Origin of the sequence: Marinoscillum sp. 108 (genome assembly GCF_902506655.1) — a bacterium.
Classification (GTDB): Bacteria; Bacteroidota; Bacteroidia; order Cytophagales; family Cyclobacteriaceae; genus Marinoscillum; species Marinoscillum luteum.
In genome coordinates, this window is sequence record NZ_LR734808.1 from 3,519,260 (window position 1) to 3,545,764 (window position 26,505).

At 46.2% G+C, this 26,505-nt stretch carries 22 protein-coding genes; 6 read left to right on the forward strand and 16 right to left on the reverse strand.

What is annotated here, in order from left to right; translation table 11 throughout:
- Window positions 1–7: 7 nt before the first annotated feature.
- The 11 genes from GV030_RS14320 to GV030_RS14370 all read right to left on the reverse strand — a co-directional run bounded on the left by GV030_RS14320 (window position 8) and on the right by GV030_RS14370 (window position 11,121).
- Window positions 8–1,201 carry a M20 family metallopeptidase gene (locus GV030_RS14320; RefSeq protein ID WP_159583178.1) on the reverse strand — a complete coding sequence of 398 codons (1,194 nt, stop codon included), beginning with the start codon at window positions 1,199–1,201 and terminating at the stop codon, window positions 8–10.
- On the reverse strand, window positions 1,194–1,697 hold the full coding sequence (locus GV030_RS14325; protein ID WP_159583180.1) for an SPOR domain-containing protein: 504 nt from the start codon (window positions 1,695–1,697) through the stop codon (window positions 1,194–1,196). The genes GV030_RS14320 and GV030_RS14325 overlap by 8 nt, the downstream gene beginning before the upstream one ends.
- Window positions 1,676–5,026 (reverse strand): preprotein translocase subunit SecA, encoded by a 3,351-nt coding sequence (gene secA / locus GV030_RS14330; RefSeq protein WP_159583182.1) that lies wholly within the window; start codon window positions 5,024–5,026, stop codon window positions 1,676–1,678. Before secA ends, GV030_RS14325 begins: the two co-directional genes overlap by 22 nt.
- 45 nt (window positions 5,027–5,071) lie before the next feature.
- The gene (dapF, locus tag GV030_RS14335) at window positions 5,072–5,848 is read right to left on the reverse strand and encodes a diaminopimelate epimerase (protein ID WP_159583184.1); all 777 of its coding nucleotides are present in this window, start codon (window positions 5,846–5,848) and stop codon (window positions 5,072–5,074) included.
- Window positions 5,849–6,013: 165 nt separating this feature from the next.
- A complete protein-coding gene (rplS, locus tag GV030_RS14340; protein WP_159583186.1) occupies window positions 6,014–6,367 on the reverse strand; it encodes a 50S ribosomal protein L19 in 354 nt (117 codons plus the stop codon).
- Window positions 6,368–6,478: 111 nt separating this feature from the next.
- A complete protein-coding gene (locus GV030_RS14345) occupies window positions 6,479–7,096 on the reverse strand; it encodes a response regulator transcription factor (protein WP_159583188.1) in 618 nt (205 codons plus the stop codon).
- Window positions 7,093–7,890 carry a sensor histidine kinase gene (locus tag GV030_RS14350; protein ID WP_159583190.1) on the reverse strand — a complete coding sequence of 266 codons (798 nt, stop codon included), beginning with the start codon at window positions 7,888–7,890 and terminating at the stop codon, window positions 7,093–7,095. The genes GV030_RS14345 and GV030_RS14350 overlap by 4 nt, the downstream gene beginning before the upstream one ends.
- Before the next feature lie 592 nt (window positions 7,891–8,482).
- The gene (locus GV030_RS14355; RefSeq protein ID WP_159583192.1) at window positions 8,483–9,049 is read right to left on the reverse strand and encodes a hypothetical protein; all 567 of its coding nucleotides are present in this window, start codon (window positions 9,047–9,049) and stop codon (window positions 8,483–8,485) included.
- Window positions 9,050–9,223: 174 nt separating this feature from the next.
- Window positions 9,224–9,898 carry a tRNA (guanosine(37)-N1)-methyltransferase TrmD gene (trmD, locus tag GV030_RS14360; RefSeq protein ID WP_159583194.1) on the reverse strand — a complete coding sequence of 225 codons (675 nt, stop codon included), beginning with the start codon at window positions 9,896–9,898 and terminating at the stop codon, window positions 9,224–9,226.
- Window positions 9,895–10,425, reverse strand: coding sequence for a ribosome maturation factor RimM (gene rimM / locus GV030_RS14365; RefSeq protein WP_159583196.1), 531 nt, complete (start codon window positions 10,423–10,425; stop codon window positions 9,895–9,897). Before rimM ends, trmD begins: the two co-directional genes overlap by 4 nt.
- A gap of 9 nt (window positions 10,426–10,434) precedes the next feature.
- Window positions 10,435–11,121 carry a 30S ribosomal protein S16 gene (locus tag GV030_RS14370; RefSeq protein WP_159583198.1) on the reverse strand — a complete coding sequence of 229 codons (687 nt, stop codon included), beginning with the start codon at window positions 11,119–11,121 and terminating at the stop codon, window positions 10,435–10,437.
- 202 nt (window positions 11,122–11,323) lie between these two features.
- Here GV030_RS14370 and GV030_RS14375 point away from each other — a divergent pair, with 202 nt between their 5' ends.
- The 5 genes from GV030_RS14375 to GV030_RS14395 all read left to right on the forward strand — a co-directional run bounded on the left by GV030_RS14375 (window position 11,324) and on the right by GV030_RS14395 (window position 20,776).
- Window positions 11,324–14,038, forward strand: a complete 2,715-nt coding sequence (locus GV030_RS14375) for a 2-oxoglutarate dehydrogenase E1 component (protein WP_159583200.1) — start codon at window positions 11,324–11,326, stop codon at window positions 14,036–14,038.
- A gap of 10 nt (window positions 14,039–14,048) precedes the next feature.
- On the forward strand, window positions 14,049–15,602 hold the full coding sequence (gene odhB / locus GV030_RS14380) for a 2-oxoglutarate dehydrogenase complex dihydrolipoyllysine-residue succinyltransferase (protein ID WP_159583202.1): 1,554 nt from the start codon (window positions 14,049–14,051) through the stop codon (window positions 15,600–15,602).
- 113 nt (window positions 15,603–15,715) lie between these two features.
- A complete protein-coding gene (gene lpdA, locus GV030_RS14385; protein WP_159583204.1) occupies window positions 15,716–17,113 on the forward strand; it encodes a dihydrolipoyl dehydrogenase in 1,398 nt (465 codons plus the stop codon).
- A 180-nt stretch (window positions 17,114–17,293) separates the two neighbouring features.
- Window positions 17,294–19,042, forward strand: a complete 1,749-nt coding sequence (locus tag GV030_RS14390) for an ATP-binding protein (RefSeq protein WP_159583206.1) — start codon at window positions 17,294–17,296, stop codon at window positions 19,040–19,042.
- A gap of 6 nt (window positions 19,043–19,048) precedes the next feature.
- Window positions 19,049–20,776: a hypothetical protein gene (locus tag GV030_RS14395; protein ID WP_159583208.1), complete on the forward strand. Its 1,728-nt coding sequence runs from the start codon at window positions 19,049–19,051 to the stop codon at window positions 20,774–20,776.
- Between the two features lie 40 nt (window positions 20,777–20,816).
- Here the strand turns inward: GV030_RS14395 and GV030_RS14400 are convergent, their stop codons facing one another.
- From GV030_RS14400 to GV030_RS14420, 5 genes are all read right to left on the reverse strand, one after another.
- The gene (locus GV030_RS14400; RefSeq protein ID WP_159583210.1) at window positions 20,817–21,035 is read right to left on the reverse strand and encodes a hypothetical protein; all 219 of its coding nucleotides are present in this window, start codon (window positions 21,033–21,035) and stop codon (window positions 20,817–20,819) included.
- A gap of 77 nt (window positions 21,036–21,112) precedes the next feature.
- Window positions 21,113–21,490 (reverse strand): VOC family protein, encoded by a 378-nt coding sequence (locus GV030_RS14405; protein ID WP_159583212.1) that lies wholly within the window; start codon window positions 21,488–21,490, stop codon window positions 21,113–21,115.
- Window positions 21,480–22,157 (reverse strand): GyrI-like domain-containing protein, encoded by a 678-nt coding sequence (locus GV030_RS14410; protein WP_159583214.1) that lies wholly within the window; start codon window positions 22,155–22,157, stop codon window positions 21,480–21,482. The genes GV030_RS14405 and GV030_RS14410 overlap by 11 nt, the downstream gene beginning before the upstream one ends.
- A gap of 4 nt (window positions 22,158–22,161) precedes the next feature.
- Entirely contained in the window at window positions 22,162–22,461 is a 300-nt protein-coding gene (locus tag GV030_RS14415; RefSeq protein ID WP_159583216.1) for a hypothetical protein, read from the reverse strand.
- A gap of 68 nt (window positions 22,462–22,529) precedes the next feature.
- On the reverse strand, window positions 22,530–23,495 hold the full coding sequence (locus GV030_RS14420; RefSeq protein ID WP_159583218.1) for a YafY family protein: 966 nt from the start codon (window positions 23,493–23,495) through the stop codon (window positions 22,530–22,532).
- 184 nt (window positions 23,496–23,679) lie between these two features.
- On the opposite strand from GV030_RS14420, the gene carB reads away from it, so the two are divergent.
- Window positions 23,680–26,493, forward strand: a complete 2,814-nt coding sequence (gene carB / locus GV030_RS14425; RefSeq protein ID WP_159583220.1) for a carbamoyl-phosphate synthase large subunit — start codon at window positions 23,680–23,682, stop codon at window positions 26,491–26,493.
- The last annotated feature ends 12 nt before the right edge of the window (window positions 26,494–26,505 follow it).

Below are 26,505 nucleotides of genomic sequence, written 5' to 3' on the forward strand. Positions count from 1 at the left end.
CCCGGACTCAGGCATTCAGCTCAGCGATAGTGAGCCAGGCAAACAGGCCCATGCCTGTTTTGAGCGCAGATTCATCAATATCGAACGTGGGGGTATGTACACCTGAGGTGATCCCTTTGGCTTCATTGCGGGTACCCAGCCGGTAAAAGCAGGCATCTACATGGTGTGAGTAAAAAGCAAAGTCTTCTCCTGCCAGCCAGAGATCAATCTCTTCCACGTTTTCATCCCCCATATAAGCTTTAGCAGCCTCTATGTTGGCCTGAGTATACTCAGGGTGATTCTTGAGGTGTGGATAGCCCTTCATGACCTGAAAGTCACATTGGGCACCCATAGATTCTGCGATGCCTTCAGCCATTTTTTTCATTCGCACATGCGCCTCAGCTCTCCATTCCTCATCATAAGTGCGGAAAGTTCCTTCCACCTTTACTTCGTTTGGGATCACATTGGTAGCGCCCAGTGCTTCCACCCTCCCGAAGGAAAGGACACTTGGGATTTTTGGGCTACAGTTTCTGCTGATGATCTGCTGTAGCGCCACAATGATGTGACTGGTGATGAGTACCGGGTCTACGGTGTTTTCCGGCATGGCTGCATGCCCGCCTTTTCCAGTTACGGTGAAGTAGATCTCGTCAGCACTGGCCATGTACATGCCTTTTCTGAAACCTACTTTACCGGCAGGAATGAGCGGCATTACATGCTGTCCAAGTATTCTGTCGGGCTTTGGGTTTTCCAGGATTCCCTCTTTGATCAGGACAGAGGCTCCCCCGGGCAGTTTTTCTTCTCCGGGTTGGAAGATTACCTTGACCGTACCACTGTAGTGGTCCTTCAGTTCCTTCAGGATGCGAACAGCTCCCAACAAGGAGGAAGTGTGAACATCATGTCCACAGGCATGCATGACTCCTTCATTTTGAGATTTGTAAGACACTTCATTGGCCTCTATGATAGGCAGGGCGTCTATGTCCGCCCTCATCGCTACCACTTTTCCATTGTCTTCACGCCCTTTCAGCATGAAGGTGATACCGGTTTCGGCTTTGCGTTCAAAGTCCGTAATACCCATTTTCCTTAATTCTGCCTCTATAAAGTCAGCAGTCTCAAACTCCTGAAAAGAGAGCTCGGGATGACTGTGAAGGTGATGCCGAATGGCCTGGATGTCAGAAAAGTACGCTTCGGAAAGGGATTTGATTTTGGCAATGGTCTCAGTCATAGTCTACACGGATTCTTTCTGGGATGAGCAATGCAAGGGGAAATTCGACTTTGAGTCTTTCGAAGACTTCATGGGCTTCCAGCCTGTTGATGTATTGACCGGCCTTTACCTTGTAACTGGGCTGGTAGTACTGTATTTGCGGGTCCAATTGCGGATCGATGGACATGGCCTTGTTCATGGCCTCTGTAGCCGCCTCCCGGTCGTTTCCAGTATATATCTGGATGGTGTACCCATCCACGTAGCGCTGAGCGCGATTATTGTTGATAATGATTTGATTCACACTGTCCAGCTCGGTTTTCAGATGCCCGGTAGGCAAGGTATTGTTGAGCTTGGGTGTTTCCGGTTCGGGTACTTCAGCTATTTCTTCACTGAGCGAAGGGCGCAGATAGGCCAGATCTTCTTTGTACACTTCCTCTGACGATGAGGGAACAGAGGAAGTTTTACACCCGACGAGGCCTATCAACAACAGACCGATTACGACTCGATGAGTATGCATTTGTTGTTTTTTAGATCTTCTTCTACTGTTTTGTATTTGACGTCCTTTTTTACCGAGCCATCTCCATATTGTACAGTGACCCGGTCATTTCGTCCCGCTATTTTCACGGATTTGGCCGGTTCCACCTTCTCTGCTGGTGGTCGGTTGGCCTGTCCTCTGTTGAGCAGCGATCCGCTTTCTTCTTTGGACTCCTTGTAGTTGCGGGTGGCACGCTGATCTCTCGCTTCCTGCACCTGATTAGGGTCTTGAATCGGAATCTGCGCCTTCATCAGGAAGGAAGTACACTCTTCATTTACTTTTCCAAGAAACGATTTGAAAAGCTCGAAGCCTTCAAACTTGTAAATGATCAATGGGTCTTTCTGCTCGTAGACGGCATTTTGAACCGACTGTTTCAGATCGTCCATTTCTCTCAGGTGCTCCTTCCAGGTCTGATCAATGATGGCCAGGGTAATCATTTTTTCCATGGCCCGGATCATCTCCACGCCTTCGGTCTCCACAGATTTTTCCAGATGCGCAGTGACACCTATCTGTTTTTTTCCGTCGGAGAAAGGCACGAGAATGTTCTGAACGGTAGCTCCCTTTTCCTTGTGGATCTGCTTCAGCAGTGGGAAGGCCCTCGAGGCAGTGAAAGCATTTTTATTCTTGTAGTGCTCTTTGGCTGCTGTGTAAAGTTTATCGGTCAGCTCATGCTCCATGTACTTGGTGAGCTCTTCCTGTGTGATGTGAAAGTCCAGTCCCAATACACTGATGGCATTGAGTTTTAATCCATCCAGGTTGTTGTCGGCTTTAGCATTGAGTGCGATATCCTCACAGGTATCGAAGAGCATGTTGTTGATATCGAGCTCCAGTCGCTCACCATAGAGTGCATTTTTTCTGCGCTTATAAATGACCTCACGCTGAGAGTTCATTACATCATCATATTCCAGCAGTCGCTTTCTGGTGGCAAAGTTGTTTTCCTCCACCTTTTTTTGCGCCCGCTCGATGGACTTGGTGATCATGCTGTGCTGAATCACTTCGCCTTCCTGCAAGCCTAACCGGTCCATGATTTTAGCCACTCTGTCACTCATAAATAAACGCATGAGGTTGTCTTCCAGACTGACGTAAAACTGGGAAGATCCGGGATCACCCTGTCGGCCAGCTCTACCACGCAATTGCCTGTCCACACGGCGAGACTCATGTCTCTCTGTACCGATAATGGCCAGTCCACCTGCAGCTTTGGCTTCCGGGGTAAGCTTAATGTCCGTACCTCTACCGGCCATGTTGGTAGCAATGGTTACCGTTCCGGGCTTTCCTGCTTCCGCCACAATGTCTGCCTCGCGTGCGTGCTGCTTGGCGTTAAGTACCTGATGATCAATGTTTTTGATCTTGAGCATCCGGCTGAGTACTTCGGAAATTTCCACGGATGTGGTACCTACCAGTATCGGTCGGCCCATTCCTCTCAGCTCCACTATTTCGTCTACCACGGCATTGAACTTCTCACGGATAGACTTATAAACCTTATCATTCCGGTCATCGCGGACAATCGGTCTGTTGGTAGGGATCACAATTACGTCCAGCTTGTAGATGTCCCAAAGCTCTCCGGCCTCAGTTTCCGCTGTACCGGTCATACCAGCCAGCTTGTGGTACATCCTGAAGTAATTTTGCAGAGTAATGGTGGCGTAGGTCTGGGTGGCGTCTTCCACCTTCACGTTTTCCTTGGCCTCTATGGCCATGTGGAGCCCGTCAGAATACCGGCGGCCATCCATTACACGACCAGTCTGCTCATCCACGATCTTCACCTTGCCATCAACCACGATGTATTCGGTATCTTTTTCGTATAGACAGTAAGCCCTCAGAAGCTGATTGATACTGTGTATACGCTGTGCTTTGATGCTGTAGTCCTGTATGACCACCTCTTTGCGCTTCAGCTTTTCGCTCTCATCCAGCTCGGTATCATTTTCCAGCTTGGCTACTTCATCTCCAATGTCCGGTAGAATGAAGAAAGTAGGGTCCTCACCTGATCCGGTGATCAGGTCGATTCCGTTTTCAGTAAGGTCTATGCTATTGTGCTTCTCATCAATGGTGAAGTACAAAGGCTCATCCGCCTCGGGCATCATTTTCTGATTGTCCTGAAGGTAGAAGTTTTCTGTTTTCTGAAGAATGGCCCTGATACCGGTTTCGCTGAGGAATTTGATCAACGGCTTGTACTTGGGCAATCCTCTGTAGGCTCTGAAAAGTGGCAATCCACCTTCCGATTCTTTGCCTTCTTTGATGAGTTTTTTGGCCTGATTGAAATACTCAGATACCAGTTTCTTTTGAGCTTCTACGAGCTTATTGATCCGCGGCTTTAGTTCATAGAACTCGTGTTCGTCTCCTTTAGGGATGGGACCCGAAATGATCAATGGGGTTCTTGCCTCATCGATCAGGACAGAATCCACTTCATCCACCATGGCAAAATGATGCTTACCCTGCACCAGCTCCTCGGGGCTGCGGGCCATGTTGTCACGGAGATAGTCAAAGCCAAATTCGTTATTTGTACCGTAGATGATGTCTGCCTGGTAGGCCTGTCTACGCTCAGGAGAGTTAGGCTGATGTCTGTCGATGCAGTCAATTTTCAAGCCATGAAACTGGAAAAGTGGCGCATTCCACTCCGCATCTCGCTTGGCCAGGTAGTCATTCACGGTTACCACATGCACTCCACGACCTGCCAGGGCGTTGAGGTAGGCGGGAAGGGTAGCCACAAGGGTCTTGCCCTCACCAGTGGCCATTTCGGCTACTTTGCCCTGATGCAATACAATACCACCAATCAGCTGCACATTGTAGTGAATCATGTTCCACTCCACGTCTGTGCCTGCGGCTTTCCATTTATTGGCCCAGATGGCTTTGTCTCCATCTATCTTGATGTGCTCTTTATTGGCCGCCAGTTCTTTATCCATCATGGTGGCGGTCACCACCAGTTGTTTGTTCTCTGTCAGCCTCCGAGCGGTCTCTTTCACCACCCCAAAGGCTTGTGGAAGGATTTCCAAAAGGATGTCTTCTAATTCTTCATCCCTTTTGGATTCCAGGTTGTCGATCTGCTCGAAGATTTGTTCTTTTTCCAGTATGTCCAACTGAGGATCAGACTCTACTTTATCGTGTAATGACTTGAGTTCGTCATCCACGTGCTTTAGTTTTTCAGCGATAATGCTCTTCAGCTCGGCTGTTCTGCCTCTGAGTGCATCATCGGAAATATCCCTGAGTTGCTCGAATTCCTTGTTGATTTTCTCAACGTATGGAGTCACAGCTTTTATGTCCTTATCGGCTTTGGTTCCAAAAACCTTCGTTAATCCCTTAGTGACTAAATCTAACATGTATGTATATTCTTAATATTGGGTCTAAAGTTAAGCGGAATTCAATCAAATAGGCACTTCCACGATGCCTTCAAATACTTTTTTGGCGGGTCCGGCAAGATAAATATCCTGAAAGGATTTGGCTTCCGTTTTTGTGAATGAAACGGTAAGGCTTCCACCTTTTGTTTCAATTTTCACAGGACTTTGGTAATCGATCATTCCGGCCACCAGCGCACAGGCAGTGACGCCAGTGCCACACGACAAGGTTTCATTTTCCACACCCCGCTCATAAGTGCGTACCCTGATACCCTCTGGGGTGGTTTCCACGAAATTGACATTGGTGCCAGCAGGCTCATAGTGTTTGCTGTATCGTATTTCCCGTCCCGGCTGGATGATATCCATTTGATCCAGGTCTGTAACCAACCGAACATGGTGTGGAGATCCTGTATTGATGAACCAGTCACTATCCTGTTTAGCTGCCTGACCTACGTCATGCAGGTGAAAATGAACGATTTCTCCTTCGATGAAAGCATCATGAACACCATCAGTAGTCTCAAAGACGGTTTGGTTCCCAATGATGCCCAGGGTTTTGGCAAAGGCAATGGCACACCTGCTGCCATTGCCGCAGAGGCTTTTGCTGCCATCCGGGTTGAAATAAATCATCCGAAAGTCGTGCTCGGGATGGTTTTGGATGAGAATAACGCCATCAGCACCCACGCCCATTCTCCTGTCGCAAAGAAAGGAGATCAAAGCGGTGTTCTCTGCCGGGAAGGTTTCATTGCGATCGTCGATCATCACGAAATCGTTGCCGGTGCCTTGGTATTTATGAAATGAAATCTTCATAGTCAGGAATGATAGACAAAAACCATACGCTTACCTGATAGCGGGGCAAATTAAATCAATATTCTGCCAAATCGTCAGTGGTGCGAAGCAGAAAACCGACAGGTGTAAAAACAAAAAGCCAACTTTACGAGTAAAGTTGGCTTCATGAATATTTTGAATGAGAAATTAAAGTTTCTCTTTGATTCTTGCAGCTTTTCCTTTTCTGCCTCTCAGGTAGAACAAACGAGCTCTTCTTACTTTTCCTTTTCTTACCAATTCGATCTTGTCAATATTGGGAGAAAGGATAGGGAAAATTCTCTCCACACCGATACCGCTTGAAATTTTTCTAACGGTGAAAGTTTCACCTGTAGATCCTACATTTCTGATCTGAAGTACAGTACCCTGAAACTGCTGGATACGCTCTTTGTTACCTTCCTTGATCTTGTAGTGTACGTTTACTGTATCTCCAGCACTGAAAGCAGGATGATTTGCTTTAGCTGCTTTATTTTCTTCTTCTACGAATTTAATTAAATCGCTCATGTCTTTACGCTATCGAGTGTTTCTCAAAAAGGAGTGCAAATATAGATAAATAATTGATAATTGGTAAAGGTGATTGAATAATTTATTGGTACCCAATCTGCATAAGCTATTTTAAATCAGCTGATTGCTCAGACAATACTGTACAGCCTGTGAGCTGTTGCTCACATTGAGTTTTTTCAGGATGTTTTTCCGGTGTGTTTTGACCGTGTGGTCGGAGATAAAGAGCTTTTCGGCAATCTCAATGCTGGTAAGACCCTGTGACATGAGCCGGATGACGTCAATCTCCCGTTCGCTGAGTTTGTATTGGGTCACTTCTTCTTCCTGCGAGTTGAAGGTGCCGATGCGGTCGTAATATTGTCGGCCGCCCATGACCCGCAGCACCGCATCGATCAGCTCCTTGCCGGTATTGTTCTTGAGGAGGCACCCATCGATCCCGATTTTCACAATCTCTTCCACAAAAGAGCGCTGGGCATACATGGTCAGGATGATGATTTTGACTTTCGGAAATTCCTTTTTTAAATGCCGGGCGCAGGTGATGCCATCCATCACGGGCATGTTGATGTCCAGTATGACAATGTCCACCTCGTTGTTTTTGATGAACCGAAGGACTTCTTCACCATTTTGCACGCATCCGACTACTGAAATCTCTTCATCGGCACTCAGCACCTCTTTCAGGCCTTCCATGACTATGGCGTGATCATCTGCCAGGAGTATTTTGATGTTTCTCATAATGGTATATCTATGATGGTGGTGGTTCCTTTATTCTTATTGCTGTCTATGGTCATGTGGCCACCTATTCGTTCCACACGTGATTCCAGGTTTCTCAGTCCCATGCCCTTTTGTGGTGGGGTCTTATCCAGGTCAAAACCTACGCCATTATCCTGAAAGATCAAATTGAGGTTGTCCTCAATCTGGTTGAGGTCAATATTGATCCGTGTGGCCTGGGCATGTTTAAGGGTGTTGTTGATCAGCTCCTGCAAAATGCGATAGACGTTTTTGCTTACCTCTGCATCGAGCGTATTGCCGATCTGAATGTGGCTCGCCACGGTGATGGTTTGAGATTCATTGATGGCATCCACCAGCTCCTGAGCGGCCTTGGCCAGTCCAAAGTGCTTGAGCACGCCTGAGTCGAGGCTGTGGGAGATCTTGCGGGTGGACTCGTTGGCGATTTGTGCCACTTCACTGATTTTCTGGGCCAGTTTTCGTTGAGACTCAGGGTCTGTTTTTTTCTGAAGCGTATCTGCAAACATATTCAGAGTGACCAGGATGCTGCCGAGGTTGTCGTGCAGTTCTTCGGCTATGTGTTTATAGGCTTTCTCCTGGCCTGCCAGCATGGCATAGGCGGAGCGGAGTTCCTGTTTTTTCAGGAGGTCTTCGATTTTTTGGTATTCCAGCTTCCGCTTGATTAGCTTCCGCTGATAGAGGTAGATGAAAATGGCAATGGCTGCTGTGAGGAGTAGCATGCCGCTGGTGCCCAATACCAATACCATTTCTGTGTCTAGACTGCCGCTCTGACTTTCCATAAACCGATTGCAAATAAGAGATTTTTGAGAATGTTGGCGATGTTGTGAAAGGCCCATGTCAATGGGCCTGAAAGAATTTGTTTACTGAGAACATCTGTGAACAGGCTGCCTGAAAAGTAGACTAAAATCCCGATTGAGAACCAAAATAAAGGGTTAGTGTCGATGAAAAGGTCTTCTCCTTTTTTGAAGATTTCTATTAGAATTAACACAGAGAAAAGAATTGAAAAAAGGTTAAATATTGGTATGATTTCATGCTGATATTGATCAACTCCAACGAGGGCAGCGTAACCAATGAAACAAACGAATAGTGAAGAAAACACCCCTATCACGATCCATTTCTTTCCAAGCGTCAGATAGAAGAACGTACCAGTCAAAAGAATTTCACAGAGATAGTATATGTTAATAATCAAGTAATTACTTACTCCACTTTTGACTAAAATCAACGAGGTGAAATCTGAAATAAAGGAGACGCAAATCAGAATTAATACGACCTTAAATGATGGATTAAGGTTGTACTTCCTATTGAGAATCCTGACAATAAGAGGTACAACCGGTGAAAAGATGGAGCTATATATCAAAAGTTTAATCAATTTTATGGGCATTCATCTGGACAAGGTAGAGAGTTGTTTAGCACGCCAGGGTAATCCGGAGTAAAGGCGAGACTATCAACAACGTCACCCAAGTTGAAAAAATTTGATCCATCCGAAACAACGGGCACCATCATTACATCGAAGTGCTTGAATCTCCTGTACGGGGCAGTGACCGACTTTCTATGTGTCTTTACTAAATAGATTCTCACTGCCTCGATCGTATCCTTTTTATAGAGAGCATTCACATCACGTATGTTTTTTATAAACTTATCCAAGGTATCCAACCCGAACACAAATCCATAAGGCTGATTTAGGACATTGCCAATAGCTCTTCCTCGCTCTAATTTTAGTTTGGCGCTGTCCACGGTTATAAAGCCACCTGCGTTCTTGTATAGATTACCTGAGAATTCTTGACCTAGTTCTATTGTACTGTCAAGGGATAATTCTTTTAAAATGTCAGATGCTGAGACGTTAATACCAAGGGATTGTTCAGCGGGTAATTGTTCAGATGAGTTGTTGCAGCCAATCAGCATAAATATGACTGAGGTGGCCAGAATTAAATTTTTCATTTTCTTAAAGTTTTAAGGTTAGGATTTGGTTTTACTGAAAATACGGAGATTCTTTCAGTATATCAAAAGTGGTGGGTAATGGGGGGATTGTAAATACCTATAAAGAGGTAAAAGGGTAGAGCCTTACCTACGAGAAGTATAAGAATGAAGGTTTGCAGAACGGGGGATAATGGATTACCCCAGCAAATCTGGTCGGCGCTCCTGCGTGCGTTTGACTGCCTCGTCGTGGCGCCATTGCTCTATTTTGGCCTCATGGCCAGAGGTGAGTATTTCGGGCACTTTCCAGCCTTTGTAGTCTGCCGGGCGGGTATAGACTGGTGGAGCCAGCAGGTTGTCCTGAAAGGAGTCTGTGAGGGCGGAAGACTCGTCGTTGAGTACACCCGGTACCAGGCGGATCAGTGAATCGGCCAGCACCATAGCCGCCAGCTCTCCGCCGGAGAGCACATAGTCACCAATGCTGATTTCTTTGGTCACGAAGTGATCACGTACCCTCTGGTCTACGCCTTTGTAGTGTCCACAGAGGAGGATCATGTTTTCGTTGAGAGAGAGTTGGTTGGCCATGCCCTGATTGAGGGTTTGACCATCAGGGGTGAGGTAGATTACCTCATCGTAGGTGTTTTTGGACTGAAGGCCTGAGATGCACTTGTCGATAGGCTCTATCATCAGTACCATACCAGCCCCTCCACCAAAAGCGTAATCATCCACATGGTTGTGTTTGTCGGTGGTGTAGTCCCTCAGGTTGTGAATGACGATTTCCACCAGGCCTTTTTGCTGGGCCCGCTTTACAATGCTCTGGTTGATGGGCCCGTCAAATAGTTCGGGCAGGCAAGTGATGATGTCCAGTCTCATGGTTTCTGATCCAGGTATACATCCAAAAGTCCATCGGGGAGGGTGCACAGGATCTTGCCAGCGGCAATATCTACAGTGTGAACGATCGCTTCCTCCAGCGGGATAAGAATTTCAATGCCCTGATGATCCACGGCCAGCAGGTTGTTATTGGGCATCTGATACACCTGAGTTACCTGTCCCAGGAGTTGATCTCCGTCAAATACCTGTAGACCCGGGAGTTCGTGGTAATAGTATTTGCCTTTTGGGAGTTTGGGCAGTCTGTTGAGTGGGAGGTACAGGTCTCTGCCGATGAGCTCACTGGCATCTTCTATGGATTCTATTTCCTCGAAAGCCACGATGGCCCGGTCGCCCTGGAGATGGAATGACTCCATAAAAAAAGGAACCAGTTTTCCATTGAGGTCAATGAAAACTGATTCCAATTCCTGATATTCCTGTGGATTGTCTACATCGAGAAAGAGCACTACCTCTCCTCTCAATCCATGAGTTTTGGTCACATTACCCAGTTGGTAGCACTCCTCAAAACCCATGATGCCAGATTAATCCTCTTTTTTCTCTTCGTCAGCAGCTGGAGCTGCTTCTTCCGGAGCTTCTGCCTTAGGCTCTTCAGCTTTAGGTGCTTCTTCAGCTGGAGCTTCAGCTGCCGGTGCTTCCTCAGCGGCAGGAGTTTCTACTGCTGCTACTGCTTCGTTACCCTCTTCTTCCAATGCTTTTTCAGCTTCGTCAGCACCTGCCTCAGCGATTTCCGCTACAAGCGTGTCATCAGCTACTTTTTTCTTAGCAGCAATGGCTTCTGCTCTGGCGTCAGATACTTTCTTCTCAGCTGCAAGTCGTGCTTTGGCCTCAGAAGCTTTGGTTGCAGAAAGTTTCTCAACTTTACCCTGAATCTTAGCTTCTTTCTCAGCAAGCCAGATTTCAAACTTCTTGTCTGCATCTTCCTGAGTAATAGCTCCTTTCAATACGCCAATCTGAAGGTGTTTTTTCATCATGATCCCTCGGTATGAAAGCATCGCTTTTACAGTATCTGTAGGTTGCGCACCTTTCATCACCCAGTCAAAGGCTTTCTCATCGTTCAATGAGATAGAAGCTGGATCAGTGTTAGGGTTGTACGTCCCTATCTTCTCAATGAATTTACCATCTCGTGGTGCTCTTGAGTCTGCCACTACTACATCGTACATGGCTTGTTTTTTGCGTCCTCGACGCGATAGTCTGATTTTTACAGGCATAATTTGTTTTGTTTATGGAACTCGTCCATTCAAAGTTTATATTAAAAAGGACCGCAAAGATAACTGTAAATTTCTGTTTATAAAAGGAACGGTCTAAAGTACCTGAAAATCAGTCGATATTCGCGTAAGCGGGTTAGCGATTTTAATCTTAAACATCCAGTCCATATATTTGTTCCACTAAAAAATAAACAACGCCCATACAATGGACAAATACTCATACATCTCCAATGCCGATGTGGGCTACATCGACGAACTCTATAAGTCATATAAGGAGAACCCTGAAAACGTAGACGAATCCTGGCGGAAGTTTTTTGAAGGGTTCGAGTTTTCACAGCAAAGATATGGTGATGGTGGCCCCTCTGAGGAGATCATCGCCGGATCTAAGGAAATAAAGGTTCGAAACTTCATTTATGCCCACCGGTCAAGGGCACATCTGAAATCAGATACAAACCCTGTTCGTCAGCGCCGTACACATAATGTGCGACTGGAGTTGTCCAATTTTGACCTTTCAGAGGCGGATTTGAATGAAACCTTTGAAGTGGGATCAGAGATTGGGTTGCCCAATGCCACCTTGAATGAGATTCGCGACAGGTTGGCAAGGATTTACCTCGGCCACATTGGTTATGAATACAATCACCTGAGAAACTCCGATATTTTCGATTGGATGAAGACCAAGGTGGAGACTGAGGGTGTAGATGTAAATCCAAGCGACGAGGAGAAGACCCGCATTCTTTCTAAGCTCAATGAGGCGGTGGTCTTTGAAAACTTCCTGCATACCAAATTTTTGGGACAGAAACGGTTTTCATTGGAAGGCGGCGAAAACACCATTCCTGCACTGGATAAGATCATCAGACGATCTTCTGAGTTAGGTGCAGAAGAAGTGGTGATCGGGATGGCCCACCGAGGCAGGCTCAATGTGCTGGCCAATATTATGGGCAAGACCTACGAAGAGATTTTTGCAGAATTTGAAGGAAGCACCGACCCTGACCTGACCATGGGTGACGGTGACGTAAAATATCACCTTGGGTATTCCAGTCACCTTCAGGCCAATGGCAAGAAGATCTATGTGAAGCTGGCGCCCAACCCATCACATCTGGAGGCAGTAGATCCTGTCGTACTAGGTTACTCCAGGGCTCAGATTGATGATGAGTATCGTGGAGATATGAAAAAGGTGGTTCCCATCCTCATTCACGGAGATGCGGCCATTGCCGGGCAGGGGCTTGTATATGAATGTATTCAGATGTCCTTGCTGGATGGGTACAGGTCAGGCGGTACCATTCACTTTGTTATTAACAATCAGGTGGGATTTACCACAGATTATGACGATGCTCGCTCCAGTATATACTGTACTGACCTGGCCAAAATCATAGATGCACCAGTCGTCCACGTCAATGGTGATGACCCTGAGGCCGTCAACTTTGCAGCCAATCTGGCCGTGGAGTACCGCCAAAAGTTCAACAAAGACTTTTTCATAGATCTGCTGTGCTATAGAAGACATGGGCACAATGAGAGTGATGAACCAAAATTTACTCAGCCCAAGCTGTATAACCTGATTGCCAAGCATCCTAATCCAAGGGAAGTCTATGTGAAGCAATTGATTGAGAGGAAAGACATCAGTCCTGACCGTGCGGAAACCCTGGATAAGGAGTTTAAGCAACAGCTACAGGACAGGCTGGATGAAGTGAAACAAAAGCCACTGCCATATAAGCCTCAGAAAATAGAGGAGGAGTGGCATTTCTTAAGGAGATCTAAACCCGAGGATTTTGATAAGTCACCTGAGACAGGCATTAGCGATGAGGTATTAAAGAAAGTCTCAAAAGCCCTTACGACCATTCCGAAAGGTTTCAAACCCCTCCGACAGATTGATAAATTATTAAAGGAGCGTAAGAGTCACTTTTTTGAAGAGAAAATGCTCAACTGGGCGGATGCCGAATTGCTGGCCTACGGATCTTTGCTGGCAGAAGGCAATATTGTGCGAATGTCAGGTCAGGATGTGAAGCGGGGCACCTTTTCTCACAGACATTCCTATCTCTTTGACTCCAATACCAATGAGCCTTACTGTAACCTGGACCATATTCAGGAAAAGCAGGAGCCATTCAGAATCTTCAATTCACTCCTTTCGGAGTACGCCGTGTTGGGCTTTGAGTATGGCTATGCCATGGCCACACCCAATGCATTGGTGATATGGGAAGCGCAGTTTGGTGATTTTTCCAATGGTGCCCAGGTGATGATCGATCAGTTTATCACCAGTGCCGAGACTAAGTGGCAGCGAATGAACGGGCTGGTAATGCTCTTACCACACGGCTATGAAGGTCAGGGTCCGGAGCACTCTAGTGCGAGGATGGAGCGATTTCTTCAGATGACTGCTCAGGAAAATATGATTGTTGCCGATGTGACCACTCCGGCCAACTTGTTCCATTTGGTACGACGACAGCTTACCTGGGAATTCAGAAAGCCATGTGTGGTGTTCTCACCCAAGTCACTTTTGAGACACCCTAAGGTAGTTTCTCCGTTAGAGGAGTTTACCAAAGGGAACTTCCAGGAAGTAATCGGTGATGACTATGTGACCAACAAGAGCGTGAAGAAAGTACTCCTTTGTACAGGGAAAGTCTATTTTGACCTGCAGGAAGAGCAGCAAAAGAAGAAGGTAAAGGATGTAGCCATCGTAAGATTGGAGCAGCTGTACCCGTTCCCAAAGAAGCAATTGGAGGCCGTGTTGAAGAAATACAATAACCCGCAACTGGTGTGGGTACAAGAGGAACCTGAAAATATGGGTGCCTGGGGATTTATGTTAAGAATATCCGGGTTAACACTGAAACTAGTGGCTCGTAAGCCAATGGCTTCACCCGCTACAGGGTACTCTAAAGTTCACAAGCGTGAACAAGCAGAAATAGTGAATAAAGCATTTGAAATATAATAAGACAATTATGAGCCTTGAAATGAAAGTACCGGCAGTAGGTGAATCAATCACGGAAGTCACGGTAGCACAATGGACCAAAAAGGACGGAGATATTGTGGAGATGGATGAGGTGATTTGCGAACTGGAATCAGACAAAGCCACCTTTGAAGTGACAGCAGAAGCGGCTGGGCAGCTGAGTATCAAAGCTCAGGAAGGAGATACTTTGGATATAGGTGCAGTACTCTGCACTATAGATGAGTCGAAGGCTCCGGCCGGAGAGGATGCCCCTAAAACAAGCGAACCTGCATCAGCGGGTGCTGCTAAGGAAAGCAAGGCTACCGGGGAGACTGTCGAAATGAAAGTACCGGCTGTTGGAGAGTCCATCAATGAGGTGACCATTTCGTCCTGGACTAAAAAGAGTGGTGATACTGTGGAGTTGGATGAGGTAATTGCAGAGATCGAGTCTGACAAGGCTACTTTCGAACTGACTGCTGAAGCCAATGGCAAGCTGGAGATCATAGCGGAGGAAGGTACTACCCTGGAAATAGGCGCCCTGATTTGTAAGATAGAAGTTACAGATGGGGGTGGAGCCAGCGCACCGGCATCTTCATCCTCTTCAGGGAGCGCAGCCAGTGGCTCCTCCGAGTCTAAGGAGACTTATGCTACGGGACATGCATCACCAGCCGCAGCAAAGATCCTACAGGAAAAAGGAATATCCGCCGACGCGGTGACGGGTAGTGGAAAAGACGGGCGTATTACCAAGGAAGATGCGATGAACGCTGAAAAATCAGCTCCTAAGCAGGAGGTTATCAAAGATAAGGCTCCCGCAAAGCCTGAGTCTAAGCCTGCTTTCGAGGCTCCAGAAATAAAATCTGGTGTAAGTCGTGGGCAGAATCGCCAGAAAATGACTTCTCTGAGAAAAACGGTTTCCAGAAGGCTAGTCTCCGTGAAGAATGAGACCGCCATGCTCACTACATTCAATGAAGTGAACATGGGGCCTATCATGGAGCTTAGAAAAAAATACAAGGAGTCCTTCAAAGAGAAGTACGAGGTAGGATTGGGCTTCATGTCCTTTTTCACCAAAGCATGTACAATGGCTCTTCAGGATTGGCCGGCAGTGAATGCCATGATCGATGGTGAAGAGATTGTCTACAGTGACTACTGTGATGTATCCATTGCCGTATCGGCTCCTAAGGGATTGGTGGTGCCTGTGATTCGAAATGCAGAGTCACTGAGCTTTGACCAGATCGAAAAGGAAGTGGTGAGACTGGCCACCAAGGCACGTGATGGTAAGCTGAGTATTGACGAAATGCAAGGTGGTACCTTTACGATTACCAACGGTGGGATATTTGGATCTATGCTGTCTACGCCTATAATCAATGCCCCTCAGTCTGCTATTTTGGGGATGCATAACATCGTGGAGCGCCCCGTGGTAGAAAATGGAGCAGTGGTGGTAAGGCCTATCATGTATGTAGCTTTATCTTATGACCACAGAATCATTGATGGACGTGAGTCCGTGAGCTTCCTGGTGCGAGTGAAGCAGTTGTTGGAAGATCCAACAAGACTTTTGTTGGGAGTATAAAGTGAGCCTTTTGTCCTATTGATCTAAAAATGAAATAATGCAGATAGCGTTGAGCCATTGTGTCATGTGGCTTAGTTAATGACTAGCTGCTGGGTACCCAAATATTAAATACTATGCAATACGATGTAACGGTAATCGGATCAGGACCAGGAGGTTATGTAGCAGCCATCAGAGCTGCACAGCTCGGCTTCAAAACAGCCATTATTGAAAAGTACCCTACTCTGGGTGGGACTTGCCTGAATGTGGGATGTATTCCATCCAAGGCATTGCTGGACTCCTCCGAGCATTTTCATAATGCCGAAACTACTTTTAAAGAGCATGGTATAGACATCAGCCAGCCCAAGGTTAATCTAAAACAGATGATTGCCCGCAAGGCTGATGTGGTGAAACAAAACGTAGAGGGGATTTCGTACCTGATGAACAAGAATAAAATCGATGTTTATGAGGGTGTTGGCTCCTTTAAAGATAAGCACACCATTCTGATCAAATCACAAAAGGAGGAGAAGGAGATCACCTCTGACAAAATTATAATTGCTACAGGTTCTAAGCCCTCATCACTTCCCTTTATCAAGTTGGATAAGAAAAGAGTGATTACCAGTACGGAAGCATTGGAGCTCAAAGAAGTGCCTAAGCACATGATCATCATAGGAGGTGGCGTCATTGGTATGGAGTTGGGTTCCGTATATGCGCGTCTTGGAGCGAAAATATCTGTGGTAGAGTTTCTGGATAACCTCATCCCTTCCATGGATGGCACTATGGGCAAGGAGTTGCAGAAGTCATTGAAGAAGCTTGGGTTTGATATCTACCTGAGTCATAAAGTGACTGCAGTAGCGGCTAAAGGCAAAGAAGTGACCATCACTGCGGAGAACTCAAAAGGGGAGAATTTGGAGCTGAAGGGTGACTATTGTCTGGTGTCCATAGGCAGGAGACCATATACCGATGGTCTGAATTTGGAGAATGCCGGGGTGAAGATGACCGACCGTGGACAGATAGAAGTGGACGAACACCTCAAGACTAATGTAGACAATATCTGGGCGATTGGAGATGTAGTGAAAGGCGCCATGCTGGCTCACAAGGCAGAAGAAGAGGGTGTTTTTGTGGCAGAGCAGATGGCCGGTCAGAAGCCACACATCAACTATAACCTGATACCGGGTGTGGTATACACGTGGCCAGAGGTAGCCAGTGTAGGATACACCGAGGAACAGTTGAAAGATCAGGGGCGAAAGTACAAAACAGGAAAATTTCCTTATAAAGCCCTGGGGCGTGCACGCGCCTCTATGGACCTGGATGGGCTGGTGAAGGTCTTGGCGGATAAAGAGACCGATGAGATACTCGGGATTCACATTATAGGAGCACGTGCAGCTGATATGATTGCTGCCGGAGTTACCGCTATGGAGTTTAGAGCTTCAGCTGAGGACGTAGCCAGAATGTCCCATGCGCATCCTACATATATGGAAGCAGTGAAGGAAGCTTGTCTGGCGGCTACTGATAACCGTCCAATTCATGTTTGAGTAAGTATGTCTTAAGGGGTTTTTTCGTTATATTAGGGTGAAGGCATTCGTGGTTGCACTCAATCCTTTGTGTGTTTGAGTGTCATTCTTCGAGTGAAAACCAATGGTTGTTGGTTGAAAGATGGCCTCTATCGAAAAGGATAGTAGTATCAATATCCTTTTTATTATTTTCGATACCCTATGCTGAGAGTATTACTTGCATTTTTCTTTATCCTGATTTTTTGGTCGGGCCATGCTCAGGAATACCCTCTATCGAAAAGTGATTCAGGCATTGTATTCAAGAGCTTGGAGAAATACGAAGCCCTCATCGCCAAGGATGACTTTCGGGGAGCCTCAGGGGCACTGAACGATGTGGCTTTCGTCTACTGGAACAACAATCACTATGCTGAAGCGGCTACCTACTATGAGAAGTCGCTGGTGCTCAATGAGCGTGTTTCCAATGAGAATGGCATTGCCATGATCAACAATAACCTTGGAATGCTCTATGCGGATATTGGTCGCTACGAAGAATCTTTGGCGGCATTTACCAAAACACTCGCAGCACGAAGAGCCTCCAATGAGCCGGCAGGAGTCATATCTGCTCTGGTGAATATATCCGTCGTTCTCAATAACCTCCACAAGTATTCAGAATCCATCAAACACCTCTCTGAGGCCATCGATATCGCCCGGGAGCTGTATGATAAGCACCAGATGCGGAGTGTCTATGGGATGCTCTCCGAAACCTATGAGAAAATGGGTGAGGTGGAAAAGTCGCTCCAGTATTTTGAACTCTACAAATCCTTTCATGAAGACATACAGCGAGCGGAGATCAAGGGGATGAACCGTGAACTGGCGGAGGAAAGACTCGAAAAGCAGGTGCTAGAGGCAGACAAGGCCAAGAAGGAAATAGAATTGCTAAAACAGCAGTTGGAAATCTACGAGAAAGAAGCCCAGCTTCAGGCAAAGGACTCTATCAACCAAAGTCTTTACTCTAATCTGAGTAGAAAGGAAGTGGAGATAGAGCTGTTGGAGCGCGATAAAGAACTTACAGCCATGGCCGCAGCAGCCAGGGAGGCCGAAAACAAAAAGCTTCAGAGTCAGAAGGCTTACCTAAGGAATTCGCTCATCATCACCATACTGGCCGTAGTGGTCATTGGCATACTGATTTTGATCAATATTTTCAGGTCCAGAAAGTATAACAAGGAGCTACTTCTCAAGAACGAATCTATAGAAGTCCAACGACGGGAGTTGGAAATTGCCAACGAAACTAAAGACCGAATTTTCTCGATCATCTCACATGACCTCCGAAGCCCGATTGGCTCCCTGGAGGGTTTTTTCTTTTATGTTATCGATGACTTTGAGATGTCAGATGATCTGAGAAAAGCACTCAATAGTGTTCAGAATCAGCTCACCAACAGCGCAAGTCTGGTGGATAATTTACTCAACTGGTCACGCTCTCAGATCAAGAAGGAAGAACCACATATAGAAGAGGTGGAGGTAGCCAAGCTGGTGGAAGAAACCTTCAGGTTGCTTCGCCATCAGGCCACAACCAAGCAAATTGAATTGATTTCTAATCTATCCCCTACCGACAGGTTAATATCCGACACCCAAATGGTCAATATTGTGGTGAGAAACCTGGTCCAAAACGCTATCAAATTTACCCCAAAAGGAGGCACCGTGGTAGTAGATTTTGAAACCGACCAAAAGGGTGATTGCCTCAAAATCTTTGATAATGGTATCGGAATGGATGAACAGAAAATTGCCTCTCTTTTTAATATTTCTACGAACCACAGTACACTTGGTACCGAACATGAAATGGGCTCAGGTTTGGGACTTATCCTTTGTAAAGAACTTATAGAAAAGGTGGGAGGGCTCATTGAAGTCTCCAGCCAACCCGGAAATGGAACCGAATTTTCCTTAAGATTTACTAAAACCGAATACCAAACCTAGCTTTAAATGAGATTCTTTATTTATTCAATTGTTTTCCTGACGGGAGCAGTATGTCTTGCTCAGAACCGTCCCACACACTTCACAGACTCAACCGGCGCGCTCTATTGGCGAAAGTCCACTCCCGTTTACCTTTTTGTGTCAGATGCACCAGATGGAGACAAGGAGCGTTTGAAGAGCAAGGCAACGGCTCAATACGCCGATCCATTTTATCTGGATACCGAAGGTGTTAACTATATCAGATCGAGGAATGCCGTGGATCCTGAAACCAAGCGGGTGATTCCGGACAGCGAAGTGATGTTTGAAATATACGCGGATGGCATTGCTCCGGTGACTTCCGTTTCTTACGAAAATGTGAATAAATTTCAAGGTGACCTGCTGTACTACAAGGCTGGAGTCAGCGTATCCCTGGAAGCAAAAGATCAGCTATCTGGTGTCAGAAAATTGGAATATGCCATCAATGATGGAAAATATACTCCTTACCAAAAGCCGCTAACCTTTCAGGATCCCGGTATTTATGAAGTAGAGTATTACAGTGAGGATGAGGTAGGCAATGTGGAAGGCAAGAAGAGCATAAGCTTTGTGGTGGATCCCACACCGCCATATTCTGATCTTACCATCAATGGGATTACTGAGGATGAGGTGATCTCCACCGGTTCAAAACTATATATTCTGGCTTTGGACTCTATTTCAGGGGTCGCTTCTGTTTACTATAAGTTTGACGATCAGCCCTTCAAAAAGTACAATGGATTGCAATTACCAACTGCCCAGCTGGAAGAGGGCGAACACACCATTACCTACTATGCTGAGGATAAGGTCAAAAATGTAGAGGAGCACAAGAGTTTCACTTTCTTCCTTGATAAATCCGCTCCGCTCATGGTTGCAGATGTATTGGGAGACCGGTTTATCGTGATGGATGAGGTTTATTTTTCTGGCAGAACAAAACTAAAGTTAACGGCCGTGGACAACAAAGTAGGGGTGAAAGAAGTGATGTATTCGGTGGATAATGAGGAGTTCAAGAAGTACGAGAAGCCATTTTATCTTCCAAGTGTTTCCGGGGTTCACCTGATCAAGTACTACTCGGTAGATAATCTTGATAATTCTACTGCAGACAGTAAAAACAGCCGCTACATTGGTCAGGGCGGGTTTGAAGAGTTCAAACACAATGTGAACAAATTTTATGTTGACCTTACAGGCCCAGTGATTAATCACAGCATCGGTAATTATACTTTCACCAGAAGTGATACGCTTTTCATAGGGCCGTATTCGAAAATCAAACTAACGGGTACAGACCCGGAATCAGGTTTTAAGAGTATTGCCTATAGCCTTGGGGGTGATGTGGGCGAGGAGCTGTACACCGAGCCTTTCACACTGACCAGAGAAGGATTCAACACCCTCAATTATTATGGGTATGATAATGTGAACAACCGAAACATTGCCAAGTTCACATTCTACCTGGATGCTACGGCACCTAACATCTTCATACAATTTAATACGGGGAATACCGATAGTAGGGAAGGGAAGCTTGTCTATCCTATCACATCGGGAATATTCCTGTCTGCTACGGACAAAACCTCCGGGGTGAATTCTGTGACCTATAGTTTGGATGACGCTCCATTCAAATCATATGCAGGGCTGATTTCAGGTATGAAGAAGGGCAAGCATACCCTGGTGGTGAAGGCCAAGGATTTCCTCAACAATGAAGCTGTCAAAGAGGTGACTTTCCACATTAAATAGAAACAGAAAACCCGGCGAGATGCCTCGCCGGGTTTTTTTATTATCTCATGGATTTATACGTCCGGAGGACTCCCACTACACCTACCAGAATGCCCAGGCCAAGACATGCATAGTACCATGGTTCGGACATGGTATAAGACCCTGATATGGCATTCCCAACTACGTTCCCCAGGTCTCTGGGTGAATGGGTTTGGGCCCAGTAGATCATAAATAATCCCACCGCAATGAATAAAATACCTCTGATCATTCCGCTTTTCATGAATTTATAGTTTGGTTTCACAGGACAACTTAATAAAAAACGGGCATTTAAAAATGGCGGTGAACCCACATCATGAGCTAAGACGACTTTTGCTTGAAAAAAGGGTTGTAAATCAAGCCGATGACATTTAGCCATGGATCCTTGACGAGCGCCACTTTGATTCCTTCTCCCACATCGTTGGGAGTTTCCAGTTCTTTGGCTCCATGGCTCACCATCTTGTCATAGGCATCCGTAATATCCTCTACAGCCCAGTAGGTTAGTACATTTTCGGTCCTTATGCCCTCTACCTTTTCGGGAAGGAGGCCAAGCTCATACCCCCCAATGTCAAAGCCAACATAGAATGGCTGGTCAAAGTATGGAGAAACACCAAAGGCACGCTCGTACCAGCTTCTGGCTTCTGCGAGATCATCTACCTTGTAGATCGTGGTTCTCAGTCCTTGTGAGTTAATGCCCATTTTTCAGATTTGCTTGGATAGGATTTAAATGAAGTCCGGATCTTTTCACCTGATAGCGTAGGATAGTTTTAAGCTTTTCAGGTGTCACCCGCTTTGGGTCAGTGAGGTAAATCTCCTTGTGATAAGAAGTGATTTCCAACTGATTGGCTTTCACATAATCCATCAGTTGACCGATGGAAGGTTGCTCATCCTCCCAGGATCCTTTGTGCAGTATTTGCACGCACAGACCTTCTTCGAAAGATTCAAATTTGACATCCTCAAGGCTCTTTATATGTGCCTTTTTAGTTTTGGCCAGGTGGACAGCCCTAAAGAAGTGATCAGATGCCACCATGTCTGGCATTCTGATGGAAATTTTCCAGTACCATTCTGATCTGGGTGCCTGAGTGAAAAGGTGTTGCTGCGCTAGTCCGCCTGCTATCCACCAGTTACATTCCATTTTTGGAACCACAAAATCGTTGTCTTCAGCCTTATTTATGAATTTGATGCCATAGGCCACGGCGTATATGGCCTCTATGGCCTGAAGAAACTGAGGGTCTTCCGGTGCAGACTGGCCAGCAATGGTCAGGTAGTAGTAATCTCCGAGGTGTATCAGATCGGGAGTGACTTTGGCTTTGTAGTAGAGCGGATCGGCTTTGGTCAGATCCAGTTTGCTTTCTAATGTTTCCATGGTGTCAGTTGGATTGAAGGGGTTGAAAATGAGCGAAAAACTTGGTTTCCTTAAAATAGTGTCCAAACTCAGAAGCTCTTGGGTGCTTTTCGAAGTTTTGCTGGGCCTCTTGTGCTTGTTTTGCATTTTCCCAAACGATGATATCCATGTAGGTGAGCGGGTCATTTAGCATCTGCTCAGTTTCTATGGAAACAACTCCATGGTATCCCGCCAGGATTTCCCGTACAAAAGCGAAGGCATTTGCAGGGTCTACTTTCTCATTAAGGGTGTAAACCACCACTTCTTTGATGTTTTGATTGGTCATTTTTTCTTTGATTTTGTTTTATGAGACAAAGAAATGACCCGTAGTGACAACCCTATGTCACTTGATTTTCAGGAGGTGAAATATTTTTGGTGATGGGTGATTAAACCTTGAGAATAGCTGGCTACCAGCCCCTGGAGCTTCGGGGGAGATACCACCGTGGCTTCTTCTATAAACATGAGCAGCCACCGCGCAAGGTATTCGTAATGGGGGGTGATGAATTTCATTTCTACCACATCGCCCTCAACACGCTCCTCCACAAAACCATAGTGATACTTTTGGTCCTGAATGAATCGGGTGACCTTTTTGGAAAACCGGATGGTTGCTTCATTGGCATCTGTCCCTCCGATCATTCTCTGCAGGAACTCCAGATAATTCGGATGGTCCTCCGGGTGGTAGTTGTCGGATAGAATGTTGAGACTTTGAATTCTGTCGGTTCGAAAATCGCGAAGGTCTGTTCTCAGGTGACAGTAGCCGATCAGGTGCCATCTTGAAGAATAGTACACCAGCCCCAAAGGAGCCACTTTTCTGTCGGTCGTCTGGTCTTTATAGTTAGAGTGATAGCGTATTTGAATAATTTTTCGGGCGGCCAGTGCCATCTGGATTTCTGCGATGTGTGAGTCAGGAAATCCAAAATTGGTAACTGTAGGTGAGGCGATCACCGAAATGCTTTGCTCCAGGGTGTCCAAAAACTCCCGGTCGTGACATTTGAGGACGGCCTTGATCTTGTACATCGCCTCCTGAAAATTTTTGGCAATCTGACTATCGGCATTTTGTTCGATCAACTTTGCGCCCAGTAGGAGCGCAGCGGCTTCTTCCTTATTGAAAACCACCGGTGGCAGGTGATAACCATCCACAATGAAGTATCCTTCTCCGGCATCTCCACCAATCGGCACCCCTGCTTCCATGAGTGACTTGAGGTCTCTGAAGATTGTCCGGCGGCTTACCCCAAAGCGCTCCTCAAAATCTTCCATCGGGATCCGTGGTTTTCCCTGAAGTTGAATAAGGATGGCAGTTAGTCGGTCAATACGATTCATCTGAAAAAATGCAATTTGCAATAATACATACTTGAAAATGAAGAGGTGGCCTTTATTGCTTTGGGAATTTGTAAATATGAAAATTAATCCGCCACTTTCTCAAATTTAGTTTTAATCGGTTTTCCCGTGGAGGTTCCCTGACTTAAATTTGCCCCAATTTGTACCTATGTAACCTCCATTACTTATGCCAAAAGACTCCAGTATTAAGTCAGTACTCATCATCGGAAGCGGTCCCATCATCATTGGTCAGGCCTGCGAGTTTGATTATTCAGGCTCTCAAGCAGCTAAATCGCTGAGAGAAGAAGGTATTGAGGTCACCCTTATCAATAGCAATCCGGCCACCATTATGACGGACCCGGTTACTGCCGATAACGTGTATCTCCTCCCACTGACCAAAAAATCCATTAAGGAGGTTCTGGAAAAACACGATATTGATGCCGTACTCCCTACGCAAGGGGGGCAGACAGCACTCAACCTCGCCATAGAATGTGATAAATCCGGAATTTGGGAAAAATACGGTGTGAAAATCATTGGGGTGGATATCAATGCCATCGAGACCACTGAAGACCGGGAAAAATTCCGTCTGAAGATGGCAGAGATCGGCGTAAATACCTGTAAGGGTGAAACAGCCACCTCCTTTCTGAAAGGAAAAGAGATCGCTCAGGAAATTGGATTTCCTTTGGTAATCAGACCATCCTATACCCTTGGTGGTTTTGGTGGCGGGTTTGTGGACAAGCCGGAAGATTTTGACAAAGCCCTCAATGCAGGCCTTCAGGCCTCACCGATCCATGAGGTGCTCGTGGAGCAGAGTATCATGGGCTGGAAAGAGTATGAGCTTGAGCTACTCCGTGATAACATCGGCAACATCATCATCATCTGTAGCATCGAAAATTTTGACCCGATGGGTGTCCATACAGGGGATTCCATCACGGTGGCACCAGCCATGACATTGCCAGATACTGTCTATCAGCAGATGCGGGACTTGGCTAAGCGCATGATGAATGCCATTGGCCAGTTTGCAGGGGGATGTAACGTTCAGTTTTCTGTACACCCTGAGACTGATGAGATTGTCGGTATTGAGATCAACCCGAGGGTTTCCAGGTCTTCAGCACTGGCTTCAAAGGCTACAGGATATCCTATTGCTAAGATTGCCGCCAAGCTGGCCATCGGGTACAACCTGGATGAATTGAAAAATCAAATCACGAAAACCACATCGGCCTTTTTTGAGCCGGCGCTGGATTATGTGATTGTAAAAATACCACGTTGGAATTTTGATAAATTCCCCGGATCGGACAGAAAGTTGGGACTTCAGATGAAGTCTGTAGGTGAGGCCATGGGTATCGGGAGGAATTTCCAGGAAGCCCTACAGAAGGCTTGCCAGTCCCTGGAGATCAAGCGGAACGGTCTGGGTGCTGACGGTCGCGAACTAAAAGACCAGCAGGAAATCCTGTACAGCCTTGAGAATCCAAGCTGGAATCGTCTTTTCCATATTTATGATGCGTTCAAGTTGGGCATACCCTTCAAGACCATCCAGAAGCTTACCAAAATTGACCCTTGGTTTTTACACCAGATTGAGGAACTGATCTATTTGGAAAACAAGATCAGTGCATTCACCCTGGATAGCTTGCCAAGACAATTGTTAAAAGAAGCCAAGGAAAAAGGATATGCCGACCGTCAGATAGCGCACTTGCTCAAGTGTTTGGAGAGCGAGGTTTACCAGAAGAGGAATGATGAGGGCATCAAGCGGGTGTACAAACTTGTAGACACCTGTGCTGCGGAGTTTGAGGCACAAACCCCATATTATTACTCATCTTTTGATCAGGAAAACGAGTCCATCTCAAGTGACAGAAAGAAAATAGTAGTGCTGGGTTCCGGTCCGAACAGGATTGGACAGGGAATTGAGTTTGATTACTCCTGTGTGCACGGAGTGCTCGCTGCCAAGGAGTGTGGGTACGAGACCATCATGATCAACTGTAATCCGGAGACTGTTTCCACTGATTTTGATGTGGCTGATAAACTCTACTTTGAGCCAGTCTTTTGGGAGCATATTTATGACATCATCCTTCATGAAAAACCTGAGGGAGTGATCGTTCAGCTGGGAGGGCAGACTGCTTTGAAGCTGGCAGAGAAACTCAGCAGGTATGGGATCAAAGTCATTGGTACCAGCTATGAAGCACTGGATCTGGCTGAGGACCGGGGGCGTTTTTCAGATTTGCTGAAAGAACAAGGCATCCCTTACCCGCAGTATGGTACGATAGAAGATGCTGAGGAAGCCATTGAACTCTCCAAGGAGATTGGTTTTCCATTACTTGTCAGACCTAGTTATGTACTGGGAGGCCAGAGCATGAAGATCGTGATCAACGAGCAGGAGATGGAAGAGCACGTGGTGAATCTGCTGAAGGAGAAAACCGATGGCAAGATTTTGCTGGATCACTTTCTGGAAGGGGCTATTGAAGCTGAAGCTGATGCCATTTGTGATGGTACGGATGTGTACATTATCGGGATCATGCAGCACATAGAGCCCGCAGGGATCCATTCTGGAGATTCTTATGCAGTACTACCCCCTTACAACCTGGGGGATTTTGTGATTCGGCAGATCGAAGAGTACACGATTAAAATCGCCAAGGCGCTGGAAACCGTTGGACTTATCAATATTCAGTTTGCCATCAAAGATGACAAAGTCTATATTATTGAGGCCAATCCAAGGGCTTCCCGTACGGTGCCTTTCATTTGCAAAGCCTACAGGGAGCCTTATGTGAACTACGCGACCAAGGTGATGCTGGGAGCCAAGAAGGTAAAAGACTTTGATTTCAAACCTTATAAGCACGGATATGCCATCAAAGAACCCGTGTTCTCTTTCCACAAGTTCCCTAATGTGAATAAGGAACTGGGACCCGAAATGAAATCTACGGGTGAAGCCATCTACTTCATCGATGATTTGATGGATGATTACTTTCTTGAAATTTACGCTGAACGAAACCTCTACCTCAGTAGATAAGTTAATAGAGTA